Here is a 14,592-nt window from a genome sequence, read left to right as displayed (position 1 = left end):
CAAGTCTTTGCGATGATCGACCACGATACCGACGTTTTTAATTATGCCTTTTCAACAACAGTATACCGTTCATGAGATGAAACCATGACCGATCAAATTAACCGGCGAAAAGGAAAGCGGATTGAATATTTTGGCGACAGCAGGATGGTAACAACTCCTGATAACCTGACAATGCAGGCCTCCCGGATGGATTGACCACTTTGAAATAGATGGAAAGCAGGGTATGATACTTATAGGGTCGAAGAAACAGTCAGATATATCAAATATATATCAAATTCGAAGAGGTTTTATGTCATCGGCAAATAGATAATTTTACAAATCGAAAATATGTAATTGAGAATATTTTTCTCGGTTGACTTCCGGATATTCGGGTTTTCTGGTCATATCCTCAAGTCCGGGCATTCGGACCTTAGCTTTATAATCGTTAATGTCATATACTCACCCTGTCTCTACAAATACAAAACAATCAGAAAGCTAAGTTAAAATAGACAACAATCTCGAATTGTTTACTTATTTCTGTAAAACAATCTCAATTTTGACGGATCGACATGATAGGCATTTCAAAACTTTACTGTGGAACCGTGGAACCCTCAGATGCCCTCCGCTATGGAAGGGAATCAAAAAAGCTTCCCTCTCACTTGCTGCAGTTTTCAAAGGATAAAAAGCCAGTTGTAGTCTGGAACATGACCCGCCGCTGCAACCTGAAATGTGTCCATTGTTATGCCCAGGCAAAGGACATAGAATTTGAAAATGAGCTTTCAACTGAAGAAGGCAAAGCTCTTATCGATGACCTTGCGAGTTTCGGAAGCCCGGTAATGCTTTTTTCCGGAGGGGAACCAACCATGAGAAAAGACCTGCCTGAACTTGCAGCCTACGCGCGTGAAAAAGGGATGAGGGCTGTAATCTCTACAAACGGGACGCTCATAGACCGGGATCTGGCAAAAAAGCTAAAGGACGTCGGTCTCTCTTACGTAGGAGTTTCTCTTGATGGGATCAGAGAAACGAATGACAAATTCAGGGGCATGAAAGGGGCGTTCGATGCAGCTCTAAGAGGGCTTCACAATTGCCAGGAAGAAGGCATAAAGGTTGGCCTGCGTTTTACCATCAACAAGCAAAATGTAAGGGATATTCCTGCAATCTTTGACCTACTTGAAAAAGAAAAAATTCCAAGAATATGTTTCTATCATCTGGTTTATGCAGGTCGGGGTTCAAAAATGGTAAATGAAGACCTTTCCCTTGAGGAATCCAGGCAGGCTGTAGACCTGATACTCGAGAGGACAAGAAAACTTCACGAAAAAGGTTTTCCTGCCGAAGTCCTGACAGTGGATAACCATTGTGACGGCCCCTACCTGTACATGAAGCTCCTCAAAGAAAATCCTGAAAGGGCTGCCAAGGTATTTGAACTTCTTTCCATGAACCAGGGAAATTCTTCAGGGATAGGTATAGGCTGCGTATCCTGGGACGGGGCGGTACATGCCGACCAGTTCTGGAGGCACTATTCCTTTGGAAATGTGCGGGAACGCCCATTCAGTGAAATCTGGACTGACCTGAGCGATGAAATCATGGCAGGGCTTAAAAACCGAAAACCCCTGATAAAAGTTCATGGAGACCGTTGTGCCAGGTGCAAATGGCTCGATGTTTGCAATGGGAATTTCAGGGTACGGGCCGAAGCTGTATACGGAAATGTATGGGCAGATGACCCTGCATGTTATCTTACAAAAGAAGAAATTGGATACTACGAAGCCTGAAATTTCAGGCTTTATTTTATTCCGGTTTATCCAATTTCTATTATTTCTTAACTTTCCAAACAACGATTTTTTAAATTTTCTTCTGTAAGCCTGTTATCACTGGCTTTTTTCCTTCGAGTTATAACTTTATGATTGTTTATTTGTGGATGGCGTTTTATCCCATATATAAACATATGATATTCATATATATAATTCAAATCAGATACAAACGGATCATCAAATGCACAACAATTGCACAATAATTAAAAAACAGATGGAGTCTCCCTGCCCCGGAAAGCTCACGCTACTGTCCAGGATCAGGGAACCTATTAAGGCTCCTTAAAAATTGAAGGTTTAAGCTGGAATCTGGATGATAAAGGATATTCTCAAAGATTTGAGACTATTCATATGGCTTTATCTGCACTCAAGAATCTAGTGAAAATTTCTGGGCTGATACTTATTCAGGCAGAAGCTTCCTTGGTCAGGATATATGCAACCATCTCAGGATTTAGTTTGCTTTCCCTTGCGACCTTTTCTTCGATTCTTTCAGCAGGTGTTCCCTCCGATTTTAGCTCCCTTATTTTGTCAATGACTGAAGAAGGAATACTGTAGTATTCGTTAATATCCTTTCTGTGACCCCAGACATCGCCTTCGATAAGCTGGATCCTCTGCATCTCAAGGAACATTTCTATAGATTTCGAAACCGTGCGCCTATAAGATTTGGGCAACTGAATTACCTCAATTTTCGGACAGGTTTCAACGAGTGCAAAAATGTCTTTGTTCGAAGGTCTGAAGGCCAGATGAACAACACGCTCATTAGGATTGAGAGTGAATATTTCCTCTCTGGAACTAACTACTCTAATCTTCATGTATGTAATTCCCCCACTATAAAGTTCTTATTTTTTTACCTCAATATAAACTACTTATACTTATTATAAATATTTATCTGCCCGCGCTTTTATTTTTTACGCAGTCATTAAGTCTCCAATATCCGTTTCGGTCATCATAAAGGCCGGTAAAAGCCTGGAAAGAATAAGACCTGCAAAAATAATCATAACTCAGAAATTTTAGTTCTAGCGAGAACTTTCTCAGCAAGGAACTAATAGAAAAAAACAAGAAACTGTCTCTGAACGTGTCCCTGGACGCGCTCCTTTAAGCACTCTTAAATGTACTCCTGAAAGACTCCAAACACAGAGATACTATACTCATAAAATTTGAGAAATATTATGGCAATACAACATTGTGCGTATGACCATATAGTACTGCAAAACCCTGAACGAAAAAGCCAGCCTGCTATCATATAATCCTGATGTCAGATCATCTGATAGCTTTGTACTTAAGAGGAATAAAAAGATAAAATCCAGAAATTAAAAACAAAAAACAGGAAATAATTTTAGGAGAAAGATATTCTTTGAGAAATACAATTGTCCCCAAAGGGAATAATAAGGACTGAGGTTACCTACTACCGGAAAAAGCAAGGTATCAGCCTACTGCGTATATATTTTTCCGATTAACTATTAACACAAACTTTACGATAAACTTTTAGTTTCTGGCTTCTTTTAACTAAAAAATAATTAGTAGATTCGGCATTTGGTCAGTTGAATGTGTTATCACTTTAGAATCCTGAGCTAATAATATGGTTTTCTGATTCTGTTTTCAAATCAGATTGGGTTTCTATTCCTTACAGGCTTCTTTAGCTTCTGAGAGACATATATTGGGAATTGAGGCTAGAGATATAGCATTAGAGCCTGTCGTTGAAGTGGGGTAGTATAACGTGCTGTATATGTCAGGCACTATTTACTCTGGAAAGACCAGCTGTTCAGAGATACTGCAAGCCAGGATTATTTAGAAAAGACTGCAGGCAGAGTCTCTCTTAGAGTAAATAAAAACTCTGAGATCCCACTGTCCGCAGTTTAAGAAGTCAAGTTTCAACCTGAAACAAATTGCTTTTGAAGTTTAAATTGTGCTAAATTATAATTCAGGCGAACGGGTGTTTTGCTGAATCTTTTTTAGCAAGCGCTTCTTCGACAGTAGGACTGCCTTCCATAGCTCTTGCTATTGCAAGCTTTGTCGCTTCATAATTAAATTCGTAAACTTTGTCCTTATCTTTCGCATCCCATTCAATAAATACGGAAACGATAATAAAAGTGTCATCCGCCTGTTCTTCAGGAAGCACTCCATCAGCTACAGAATCCATAACTGCCTTTGCGACTGCAGCCTGAGCCGGTCCGAACATAAGAGCAGCTTGCGATACGTTTTTTATCGTTACCTTATTTACAAGCAAGGTTACAGGTTTGGGCTGGAGATTTGGTTCCAGGACTGCAAGAAGTGGGGTATGACCCTGTCTGGGCATTGCAAGCGAATTCATAAACGCTGCTTCAACTGGGCCTCCTCTAGGCCCGATAACCAGGTCTATGTGTGCAACTTCCGGACCGGAGCCTATGAGAGCTTCTCCTACCATACTTTTTAGGATATTTTTGACCAGATTTAACACCTCAGCATATTTTACAACCAAAGACTTAATACCCAAAATCGCCAGAGAGAAGAGAATCAATTTTCATATCATCAATGGGATATGATGGCGAATTAGTTATTAAGCATGATTACTCCTTAGGGAGAATGATTAACCCTGTTAATACTTATACACATACATAAATAATTTGCCAATTCTGGATTAAATAGGGAAACGAAAACAGGAGTTTGAAATCCAGGCGCAAAAGGGAATAAGTAAATTATACAGAAAAACAGAAATGTTCAAATAAAGCTTCAAAAGGCAAAACTATGCCGATACAGCTTCAATGTAATGACTGGAAACTTAAAGTCTCGGTTCAAAAAGAAATACCTGAAAGGATGTCAAGTCTTTTGTTCCAGTGGTCCAGCCCTCTTTTTGCTGCATACCAATCGAAAAAACTGCTTTCTTTGTTTCGATTTGGAGTTTCGAGTTTTGCCTGGAGTTCAGCGGAACTGAACCCGAATTTTGTTTCAAAATCCCTGCAGATTGCAGAATAACTTTTGATCTTATATCTGGCGACGTGCTTTTCATGTTCAAGAGCCGAGCGAATAGCCTCAGTCACTTCCTGAGGCGAGAAATTAGTTTCGATATTAAGCGTGAAACTCATAGTTATCCCCCACTAATATTAGCCTCTTATTCCATTAAACAGTTATTGAAGGTAAATGGTTAGACACACTTGATACCTGAAAACCTATGTATTTTAAGCTTTTCGAACAACCTGAAAACCTTTATATTCCGAGCTTTATATATTTTGAGCTTTACATATTTTGAGCTTTTAGAACTTTTACATAAGGGTCTAACTGCTATATGCTCACTACTCACGATTATCTACATTTAACTCATCTACATTTAACTCGAGATGAAGTAAAATCTAAAGAATTATTGCATTCGTTTTGACTGAAACCGGAACGGCTTCCTTTTGTAAATATGAAAATAGATCGGTACCCCATTTGAGAGCTTGAGGCTCGGAGCTGAACAGGCTTTCATGCTCAAAAAACTTTACTTGAGGAAGAATGGTGAGCAGGAAGAACCTATCTGTAACTGTAACTCCTGCGAGTTTAGAGTTTTTCGGAAAAAGAGACAAACTGACATGTTCAAACTGAACCAGAGTTTGGAAACTTTCGCTGTAATCAGCTTTAAACCTCTTTAACACAGGCTCGGTCAGGATTAAAGAAATTTGAGTTTCTTTTTTTGCGATTTCCAGGTAGAGAGAAACAAGTGAGGGATGAAAATAGGAATTGAAGCTGATAACCTGCCTTGAAAGAAGGAGATTTTCCACAAACTTGGGGTCCAGTTCGAACATATGGCTCAGATCCGGACGGATAATTTTGCAGCTTTTTAACTCCAGGATTCTACTTCGTAAAAAAAAGGGGATTCCATCGAAACTCCGTCGTGACCAGTAATCAAAATTATCTTCGAACACTTCCAGAGTACCCAGAAGAGGCAACATCTTATCTACAATCGCTTTTCCCATAATGGAAAGCTCATAAGTGTGATCCTTCTGTATAATTATTTCTCTGTCCTTAAGTCTTTTAAGCTGGGGGAGGATAGAGACAGAATCTACCGATAGGTGTTCCTGAATTTCATCTATGGATCTGGGCTCATCTTTAAGGTAAATCAGGAGGGTTCTGCGTCTCTCCGACCGAAAGACCAGTTCCATTAACCCGATTTTTGAGCCCATCCAGATCACCATTAAAAAAGCTTATCATGAAAATATAGTACGACAGTTATAAATACATTTCCATTTATTTTATACACTTAAAGATGAGTACCAGATTCAAAAATACCTTATATCAAAATTTAGGGGTTATATCAACCTCAGAATTATATAAGAACATTTTAAATTTAAACATTAAGTAATAAATGAGAACGAACTCAAACAGTTTATCAAAAGAATAGTTTTTCAAAAGAATAGTTTTTCAAAAGAATAGTTCTCAAAAGAATAGTTCTCAAAAGAATAGTTTCTCAAAAGAATAGTTTCTCAAAAGAATAGTTTCTCAAAGAATAGTTCTCAAAGAGTTGTAGATTAACTTTTTAAAAGTTATCAATTCATTTTTTAAAATTGTATATCCTTCTCAAATTGTATGGGTAAAAGTAAATTTCATGTCTTTGCTGAAAATTTAATAATCTAATCAAATCTGAAAAACAATGTCAAGCAATGCATTCCACTTTACAACTATATGATAAAGTTGTTGTGCATTTCTCAGGTTGGAATATTCTACATTGAATTTGAAAAGGATACAAAATTGAAATTGTCGATTAATTTTATAGAAGCTTTTGAATATTCTTGCTTTTGATAAGTTTGTTGATAAGCTTTTAGAGCAGTTACATTCTGATGCCTTTAAGGAGAGCCAGCTTTTTCTTCCAGTGATCAAGCCCTCGCTTTGCAGCATACCACTCAAGATATTTATCCTCAGCGATAAGTTCTCCGGCTTCGAATTTTTGTATGAATTCGGTAGAGATCAGGTCGTAACGATCTTCGAATTCATCGCAGATCATAGCGTAGCGATCTATTTTGTATTTTGCAAGATGTTTCTCATGTTCCAGAGCCGAGCGAATAATCTCGCTTGCTTCCTGAAGCGAGTAATCGGTATCAATCTGCAAAGTCAACTCCATGTTTATCCCATTGAAAGTTATTGCTGGTACTAAAAAATAATCCTATATTTCTTTTTCTATTTTATCAGTCAAGCTTATTAGTCAAGTTTATTAGTCAAGCCATTTCTTCTGGCCTGAAAAATTCAATTAATTCCTTTTTTCGTGCCTGAGGCTTATTTGTACCCTACGTTTTCACAATTAATAACCTTTTACCTCTTTTGAGCAGAAAATATAACTAAAAACTTTATATTATCTACATTTAAAAATCATGATCTATTTAAAGTGAAATACCTGAAACGGAAAACAATAAAGCATCAAATAATTGTAATAGATGAAAGGTAAAAGACAAAGAACAAAAAATAGGAAAAAGAAAAAGGAAAAAGGAAAAAGGAAAAATTCAGAACAGATAGTTACTATAGAATGTGGTTTTTAGATCAAAGCCACACAGTCATCAGTTCTCGGCTAGGCTGGGAATTTTCCCGGAATTCTCCAGATTCCTGTAAACGAATGCTGAAGAGTAAGCAAGCAGCATGAATGTAAAACCACCGAGGAAATCCGTCTCGATAAATTTTAAAATCATGCCTACGAAGAACGTAAGCTGTATAGCACACAGAACCACTCCGGTTACTGTGAACATTTTTTGACGACTGCTACTATCACTACTGTCTGGATCATCTGATTCTTCTGACATTTTATTTCAAGCCTCGCAAATAAAGGTACTAAGTGTGCTCTTTATTTAGCTCGTTTTTGTTTTGTCTTAACTTGTTTTTGTGTTTTAGTCAATCAGACCTTATTGTCGGCAGTTTTCAACTAGCTCAAAAATCAAAGAGGGTTCTCCGCAAAAGCATATAGATTAGCTCTTATAGAGTTCTTAAAATGAGACGAAAAAGCTGAAAACTTCAATGGATGCATCTGAAGGTTCAGTTCTACATTGATCCTCTGGTGCAACATTATCTGAAAAAACACGCTCCAAATTAGAGACTTTTATACAATATTCCCATTTATTGGGGATAGTATATATAACTTGCGAAGGAGATCGGATATTTCTGAGCTTGATACTGATTTATAGGTGACAGTTTTTAGGTTATATGTTAATCGTTGAGATAATTTTTAGCTTTTTACTCCAGATATCAAGTCCCCTTTTTGCTGCATACCAGTCGAAGAAGTCATCGTCGTCTCCGAGTTCTCCGGAATCGAATTTTTCCATAAAAGTATCTGAGTCCATTTCATATTTTTTTTCAAGATTCTCACAAATATCCGAATACTTTTTTATCTTGTATTTAGCCACACGCTCATTCTGTTCCAGAGCTGCACGGATGACCTCACTTACCTCCTGAGGTGTGAAATCACCTTTTATACCCACAGTGAGAGTCATTTTCCTGTCACCAGATAGAAATTGTGCTTCATTTTATAATAAGATAGTTCACAGGAGCTTTGCTGCATATCAGAAAGTCATTATCGCATCCAGCTTCCTCTAAATCTGATTTTTACATAAACAGGTATGAGACCAGAATTTAGCGACGAAATAGATTAGTGTCAATAGCATCAATAAAGAAGTAAAACGAACTTTCACTTTGAAATAAAGGAAGAGAATTTTTGGGAGGAGGGTTATGAAGAAAGTTTTAAAAGCCATAGCAATGCTCTTCGTCGTCGTTGCTATTGTCTTTGCAGCCGGCTGTGCGGGAAAGACAGGAAACATGGGAAATGAAGATCAGGAGAATGAAACTCAGGGAAATAACGACCAGCTCCAGCCTGTGAATCCTGAAATATCAGCAAACGTGACTAACAACACGACTGAAGCTAACGAAACAATAGAGAAAGGCCAGGTAGTAACCAAAGCTGACAGCGGAAAAACCATAAGCCTCAAAAAAGGAGAGAATTTTACTATTAGCCTTAGAGAAGACCCATCAGCAGGTTATTTATGGAAACTTAACCTGAGCAGTGGGCTCAGTATTCTCGACGACGAATATATCGAAGGTCTAAACCCTGAACACCTTGAAGGTGTCCCTGGAACTCATTTATGGGTAATTGAAGCCACAGCTCCGGGCAGCCAGAAGGTAAATGGCATATATAAGAGGACCTGGGAGAACATAACCGGCACGGAGGAGAAATTTACATTAAATGTTGAGGTTGAGTGAGAAGAGTTTTTCAGGTTACATTTTCTTTTTTCATTCTTTATGTAATAAGAGAGTCCCCGTAAATCTAAATATAAATGAAGTTCGTGGTGTTGGAAACGCTTCAGGCGACGGGAGATTTTTAATATGTTTTTTCCGTGATGGTTAACTATCTCACGCAAGTGAAGAAACTTGAAATTTTCAAGTGATTTATGATTGACCTTTCTCATTTTTAGGAGGTTTCTTTGTTATTATGGCTACTATGATACCTCCAATTATTGTAGAAATCAATGGGTTTTCAGATATTAGGGTAAGAATGCCTTTAACTGCTGAGTTTTGCTCTGTACTAGACTTTTCGTCGGAACTAGTCAACTGTTCAGAACTAGACTGATCTTCAGAACTAGATTTCACCATCCCGATATTAGTTTGTTCTTTAACCGTTAGTATGAAAGGAGACGATGTGCTGGATTTGAAATTACTATCGCCGCTATATTCTGCTGTGATCGAATGCAAGCCAACTGAAAGTGATGAAGTAGCCAAAATTGCCTGCCCAGAAGTTAAATCTGCAGTTCCTATAGCTGTGTTTCCATCCATGAAAGTAACTGTACCTGAAGGCTCTTCGGTTTCTTGAGAAGGAGTATCGACTTCAGCAGTAAGCGTTACCGGTTGTCCTGATGTAGTAAGATTGGTCGAAGAAGTTAATGTGGTAGCGGTTAAAACTTTATCTTTTACGGTACTATCAGATTGAGGGTTTGGTGATTCTAGAGTTTTGGAGCTATTTGGGTCTACGTTTTCAGAATTTTCGATTGTTTCGTCTAGTCTAGTCTGAACATCATCAATTTTGAACCCATCGTCAAAACCCTCCTCATTAGTTACAAGTGTAACTTTTATTGTGTCTTCGGGGTACCAACTTGTCCAAATGTCTTTTGCATTCGATGTAGCCAGTGGAACCATTGAAGGACCTCCTACAATACCTTCATAAATCGCAAGTACATTATCATATTTATCTGATATAATTATTCTATCCCAATTATAATAATTAGGGTCGTCACTAGGGGCAAGTCGAATATATTCAAAATGAAGTTTCATCTCATCGACCCCAGATCTGTTTATTATCCATGTTTTTTTTTCATTATTAGAATAAGGATGATCAGATTCGATAGGTAAATCTCCAGACGATAAAGCGGGCAAACATCCATTAATAATTATTAAGAGGAAACATAAAATAACCATTATAATTGATATTCTAGACATCTCTCCACCTTTTAAGTCTCTATAAATGGAATTGTTTTACAGAATAAATAACGCGAAGAATAAACTATACAAAAACCAAATTTATAAATATTTAACTAGTTTGTAACTTTAATATCAATGATTTTTCGTTTAAAATGGTTTAAGTAAAAAAATTTTAAATCAGTGTTTTGGTGACGAAAAATCTGAAAATTATCAACTGATAAGTTTATATTACTTAATTGGGTTTAATGCCTCCTTATAATGAAAATTCAATAAAAGTATTAAATAATGCATATAAAAGTCTTTTTAAATATAGCCGTCTGTTATAATATGATTAGTATATTTGTGGATTTGTCTTTTAGTTGTGGCAGGCCTCTCCGAATTCAATCGAAATAGCCTAAGTTGATATAAGGAGAAAGCCAAAATTTTAATATGTACTAAATTTGAAAGGGTGAAGACTTTCAAGTGTTAGGAAAGTTCAAGAGTAAATTTATGCTACTCGATAAAATTTCAAAAATCACTTAAAATTTTATATAAAAAGTACAGTGTTAAAAAGGATAAATGGAGCTTTAAGATTATTATAGTAAAAACATATTCTCTTCTTCAAAACTACACCTTTAAATCACATCCCTTCCTTTTCTATCCCACAATATTACTCTTATAACTTTTATTCGGTGACTCTTTTATGAAGAATAGGCTTTACAAATATTATCCTGAAGATTTCGGGGAACTTACTGTTGACGTTTTGCATATGAATTTGGCGTTTGATGTTTATGATGACAAGACGAATGTGAAATCCTTACTCAGGGTAAGGACAAAGGATGCCCCTATTGAGAAGCTGGAATTAAACTGCAGGGACCTTGAGATCAGGGCTGTAAGCTGCATACAGTACGAGGTTTCTTACAGATACCGGAAGGATGACGCGATTCTTGAGATTAACTTCATGGAAGAGATTCCACCGCATACCGAGGTTGCGGTTGTTACGGATACGGTTTGCAGGCCGACTAAAAATATCCTTGAAGGGCTTTACTATGACGAAACGCCGGCAGGAGCTCCACCTCAGCAGATCACACAGTGCCAGCAGTGGGGGTTCCAGAGAATTGTGCCGTGCATTGACGACATGGCCGCAAAATGCACTTACAAAACTGCCATAATTGCGGATTCGCGGTACACTAACCTCATAACGAATGGGGATGTCGTGGTTGAGAGGCATACCATAAAGCCGGGGCGAGACAAAATCGTATACGATAACTCGGTCACGCCAATGGCGACCTATCTCTTTTTCCTGGGGGTTGGGACCTATGCGACCTTTAAAAGGGAGTTTGAGTATCCTGACGGAGGCACTTTCATGCTTGAACTGCTTGTGCCGCCAGCCTCAGATGCAGCCGCAGCCGAAAAAGCGCTTGATATCCTGCACGATGCGGTTATGTGGGTTTACCTTTTCACAGGGCCTGAGCAGTTCGATGAGGAGAAGCTGCCTGTCAGGATGGAGCTCTGGGACCTTGTCCGCATGCGAGAGAAGATAAAACATGAGGTAAAGCCCGAATCCACGCTGGAAGAAGACCTTACTAAAATCAGGGAAAGACTTGCCGAGCTTAACAGGACCATCAGTCCAGGATACAGGTATACAGGCACCGTCTACCGGGAAATCGGCATGCAGAACTCGGATTTCGGAGGCATGGAAAACGTCGGGAATACCACGATTACTACAAACCGCATAATGCCTTTCCCGCAGATAACGGACCCGGCTTTTGAATATATGACCCGGGTAAAGGCGCACGAATATCACCATAACCAGAACGGGTCCGAAGTCACAGGAAGAAGCCCGTTTGAGATCTGGCTGAACGAAGCAGTGACCGTGCATGTGGAAGAACAGCATCATGCCTTTCTCTTTGGTGAGGACTACAACAGGCTCGGCAGAGTGCTTGAGCTGCTTGCGCCGGCGTCGGGGACCTTTGCACTGGATGCGGGTGCAGCTTCCATGCCGATCATTCCTGACGGCTTCAATGACCCAAATGACCTGATTACCTCAGTCACCTATGTGAAAGCCCCGGAATACGTGCGCATGGTCGAGGCCCTTATAGGAAAGGATACTTTTGTCAGGGGCCTGGACAGGTACTTCAAAAAGTTCAAACATTCCAACGCAGCCACTCAGGACTGGATTGAAGCCATGGAAGAAGAAAGCGGGCAGCCCTTAAAAGATATGGCTGAAACCTGGCTGAGACAGACTAAATTCCCTGTAGTCGAGGTTTCAGCCGAATATGACGGAGCTTCCAGAAAATTCACATTTTTCCTCAAACAAAAAGTCCCAGAAGGTGGAAAACCCTGGGAATTCCCTTTCAGGGCAGCTCTTGTTGACGAAAATGGAAATGAACTTGCCGAGATCCTGGAAAGGATAAGCGGGGAAACCGCTGAGATTGTGATTGAAAATGTGGATATGCCAGCCTTCCTATCACTTAATAGGGGCTATTCATTCTATGGGAAACTTGTATACAAAGCAAGCCACGAAGAGCTCATGATGCAGGTAAGGAAAGACAGAGATACCATAGGCAGGTTTACGGCTTTCTATACTCTTGTTGACAGGGAAAAACTAAAGCTCCTCAAAAATCCTGAATCAAAGCCCTCTGAAGACTTTATCGAGCTTTACTACAGGCTTCTGAATGACCGGCAGCTTCTTGAAAAGGCGGGAGGTCAGTTCCTGACTATTTTTGAGTCTGTTGAGGATGAAGAGTTTGCCCACAGGTACCAGGAGCTTTATGAAGTTAGACAGAAACTCCTGAAAGCTGTTGCCCGGAAATATGTAAACTCCGTAATTTCCGCCTATCGCTTCTTTGAAGAATCATCGGTCCCCAGAGATTCAACTCTTGAGGAGACGGCAAGAGTAATCAAGAACCGACAGGCCAAAAATGTATGTCTTGGCATCCTTGCAACCCTTGATACTTCTGAGATTCATGCAATGATAAAACAACAGTTTGAGACTGCAACCTGTGCAACTGACCGGTTGAGCGCTTTTGCTGCATACCTGAATAGTTCGGCGCCCGACAAAGTTGAAGTCCTGAGAGCCTTTGAAGCTGAGTCAAAGAAAAACCTCGTTGCCTGGGAAGCTTTCCTTTCTGTAATAGGAAGTAACAGCAGCGTTGATGCAGTGGAACTTGTCAGGGAAATGGAAAGGTCAGAAGCTTTCAGGATCGAGCAGACAAATGACCAGCGCGCCCTTTATGGAAGCTTTGCCCGCAACCGGAAAAAATCACTCCAGACCGAGGAAGGCAGGGCTCTCTTTGCAGAAATCCTGAGAAAGCTCGCCCCTGTGAACGAGTACAGCACGGTTAATATGCTCAATGCCTTTGCAAACATAGACCAGATGGAATCAAAGTATCATGTTCCGCTGGTAAAGATCCTGGCAGACCTTCTCGGAGAACTTAACGCCCAGAAATACCCGAGTGTTTATAACAGGATCAGGAAACTCCTGCTTGGAGCTCCGAATGCTGTTACAGCATACAGTATGGCGCACGGAGAAATTCCGGGACTGAAGCCGGAAAATAAATAAAATTTTTTGGAGAATCAGCTTATTTAGGGAGTAATAAAGGCTAATCCCTACGATTTAAATCGTAGGATACAGCCGTCAACTCTTCCCTATTATCTGTTTGCTGATAGCGTTTTTAAACTTCTCAAGCTATACTCTATTGTCAAGTTTTGTTCTGGAAGCTGCAAATACTACATTCGAAGCTGCAAATACTACATTCTGTATTCAGTTTAGCCCTCATATCTTCCATTAAATACTATCAGGATCTCTTGTTATTGTCCTATCTGGCATGAAAGTGTTTTCAAGTACTTTCATTTCTTTTTGTATGTTATTCAAAGAATATCATGTTCGTTTTTTACTATCAGTACATGCATTTTTCCCTCTGATATTAGTTGTCAGACAATGGTGGAGTATTCTATCAAGTACCGCAGTCACTATTACATGTTCCTTTAATATCTCTCCCCATTCTCCATATGACTTATCCGACGTGAAGATAGTCGAACTCTTTTCATAACGTCTGGAAATCAACTAAAACAAACAGTGTGCTCCTTCTTCATCAAATGGGAAGTAACCCATAAAGACTCAGGGGTTCTAAGCTTCGTCATCTAAATATTAAATCTGTGCTATGCGAAAACTATAAATACTAATCATACTATCTATAGGGTAGTAACTTGGGTACAACACCACCCTTACAGAGCAATTTAACCAGAACTGTAAGTGTTACCCATCAGTTACTCAATAGATATCTGCGAACAGACCGAAGGCGAACCTGTACCGCTTTCAAAAAATGGACTTGTCCCAACCTCCCAAAAAACGTGGGAGTCTTGAACTCTCATTATCGTGCCTGTAAAAAAACGGGTGAGATCAAAACGGACCTCCGCCGTTATT

General features: G+C 39.3%; 12 protein-coding genes. 3 read left to right on the top strand and 9 right to left on the bottom strand.

What is annotated here, in order from left to right; translation table 11 throughout:
- Positions 1–548 precede the first annotated feature (548 nt).
- The gene (ahbC, locus tag MSKOL_RS14185) at positions 549–1,748 is read left to right on the top strand and encodes a 12,18-didecarboxysiroheme deacetylase (RefSeq protein ID WP_048157241.1); all 1,200 of its coding nucleotides are present in this window, start codon (positions 549–551) and stop codon (positions 1,746–1,748) included.
- A 440-nt stretch (positions 1,749–2,188) separates the two neighbouring features.
- Here the strand turns inward: ahbC and MSKOL_RS14180 are convergent, their stop codons facing one another.
- From MSKOL_RS14180 to MSKOL_RS14150, 7 genes are all read right to left on the bottom strand, one after another.
- Entirely contained in the window at positions 2,189–2,596 is a 408-nt protein-coding gene (locus tag MSKOL_RS14180) for a DUF1699 family protein (RefSeq protein ID WP_048121952.1), read from the bottom strand.
- A gap of 1,109 nt (positions 2,597–3,705) precedes the next feature.
- Complete coding sequence (fae, locus tag MSKOL_RS14175) at positions 3,706–4,188, bottom strand: formaldehyde-activating enzyme (RefSeq protein ID WP_048158387.1); 483 nt, start codon at positions 4,186–4,188, stop codon at positions 3,706–3,708.
- Positions 4,189–4,555: 367 nt separating this feature from the next.
- Entirely contained in the window at positions 4,556–4,846 is a 291-nt protein-coding gene (locus MSKOL_RS14170) for a hypothetical protein (protein ID WP_048157240.1), read from the bottom strand.
- A 264-nt stretch (positions 4,847–5,110) separates the two neighbouring features.
- Entirely contained in the window at positions 5,111–5,920 is an 810-nt protein-coding gene (locus MSKOL_RS14165; RefSeq protein WP_048157239.1) for a winged helix-turn-helix domain-containing protein, read from the bottom strand.
- Between the two features lie 644 nt (positions 5,921–6,564).
- Positions 6,565–6,855, bottom strand: a complete 291-nt coding sequence (locus MSKOL_RS14160; protein ID WP_048121945.1) for a hypothetical protein — start codon at positions 6,853–6,855, stop codon at positions 6,565–6,567.
- A 430-nt stretch (positions 6,856–7,285) separates the two neighbouring features.
- Positions 7,286–7,525 carry a hypothetical protein gene (locus tag MSKOL_RS14155; protein ID WP_048121943.1) on the bottom strand — a complete coding sequence of 80 codons (240 nt, stop codon included), beginning with the start codon at positions 7,523–7,525 and terminating at the stop codon, positions 7,286–7,288.
- Between the two features lie 393 nt (positions 7,526–7,918).
- Positions 7,919–8,209 (bottom strand): hypothetical protein, encoded by a 291-nt coding sequence (locus MSKOL_RS14150; RefSeq protein WP_048121941.1) that lies wholly within the window; start codon positions 8,207–8,209, stop codon positions 7,919–7,921.
- Positions 8,210–8,444: 235 nt separating this feature from the next.
- Here MSKOL_RS14150 and MSKOL_RS14145 point away from each other — a divergent pair, with 235 nt between their 5' ends.
- A complete protein-coding gene (locus tag MSKOL_RS14145) occupies positions 8,445–8,972 on the top strand; it encodes a protease inhibitor I42 family protein (RefSeq protein ID WP_048157238.1) in 528 nt (175 codons plus the stop codon).
- A gap of 186 nt (positions 8,973–9,158) precedes the next feature.
- On the opposite strand, the gene MSKOL_RS14140 is transcribed toward MSKOL_RS14145, so the two are convergent.
- Positions 9,159–10,202 carry an Ig-like domain-containing protein gene (locus MSKOL_RS14140; RefSeq protein ID WP_048157236.1) on the bottom strand — a complete coding sequence of 348 codons (1,044 nt, stop codon included), beginning with the start codon at positions 10,200–10,202 and terminating at the stop codon, positions 9,159–9,161.
- 664 nt (positions 10,203–10,866) lie between these two features.
- Between MSKOL_RS14140 and MSKOL_RS14135 the strand changes: the two genes are divergently transcribed.
- Positions 10,867–13,728 (top strand): M1 family metallopeptidase, encoded by a 2,862-nt coding sequence (locus MSKOL_RS14135; protein ID WP_048157233.1) that lies wholly within the window; start codon positions 10,867–10,869, stop codon positions 13,726–13,728.
- A 318-nt stretch (positions 13,729–14,046) separates the two neighbouring features.
- Here MSKOL_RS14135 and MSKOL_RS19470 read toward each other — a convergent pair whose 3' ends face one another.
- On the bottom strand, positions 14,047–14,232 hold the full coding sequence (locus tag MSKOL_RS19470; RefSeq protein ID WP_269746778.1) for an ATP-binding protein: 186 nt from the start codon (positions 14,230–14,232) through the stop codon (positions 14,047–14,049).
- Between the last annotated feature and the right edge of the window lie 360 nt (positions 14,233–14,592).

The sequence above is a fragment of the Methanosarcina sp. Kolksee genome (genome assembly GCF_000969945.1).
Taxonomy (GTDB): Archaea; Halobacteriota; Methanosarcinia; order Methanosarcinales; family Methanosarcinaceae; genus Methanosarcina; species Methanosarcina vacuolata.
This window is presented reverse-complemented; position numbering and strand designations above follow the sequence as displayed.

Excerpts from the sequence above, each read along its gene's own strand:
- MSKOL_RS14155 (WP_048121943.1), bottom strand. The coding sequence starts at position 7,525 with ATGTCAGAAGAATCAGATGATCCAGACAGTAGTGATAGTAGCAGTCGT.
- MSKOL_RS14170 (WP_048157240.1), bottom strand. The coding sequence starts at position 4,846 with ATGAGTTTCACGCTTAATATCGAAACTAATTTCTCGCCTCAGGAAGTG.
- MSKOL_RS14160 (WP_048121945.1), bottom strand. The coding sequence starts at position 6,855 with ATGGAGTTGACTTTGCAGATTGATACCGATTACTCGCTTCAGGAAGCA.
- MSKOL_RS14180 (WP_048121952.1), bottom strand. The coding sequence starts at position 2,596 with ATGAAGATTAGAGTAGTTAGTTCCAGAGAGGAAATATTCACTCTCAAT.
- MSKOL_RS14145 (WP_048157238.1), top strand. The coding sequence starts at position 8,445 with ATGAAGAAAGTTTTAAAAGCCATAGCAATGCTCTTCGTCGTCGTTGCT.
- ahbC (WP_048157241.1), top strand. The coding sequence starts at position 549 with ATGATAGGCATTTCAAAACTTTACTGTGGAACCGTGGAACCCTCAGAT.
- MSKOL_RS14150 (WP_048121941.1), bottom strand. The coding sequence starts at position 8,209 with ATGACTCTCACTGTGGGTATAAAAGGTGATTTCACACCTCAGGAGGTA.
- MSKOL_RS14135 (WP_048157233.1), top strand. The coding sequence starts at position 10,867 with ATGAAGAATAGGCTTTACAAATATTATCCTGAAGATTTCGGGGAACTT.
- MSKOL_RS14165 (WP_048157239.1), bottom strand. The coding sequence starts at position 5,920 with ATGGGCTCAAAAATCGGGTTAATGGAACTGGTCTTTCGGTCGGAGAGA.
- MSKOL_RS14140 (WP_048157236.1), bottom strand. The coding sequence starts at position 10,202 with ATGTCTAGAATATCAATTATAATGGTTATTTTATGTTTCCTCTTAATA.
- fae (WP_048158387.1), bottom strand. The coding sequence starts at position 4,188 with ATGGTAGGAGAAGCTCTCATAGGCTCCGGTCCGGAAGTTGCACACATA.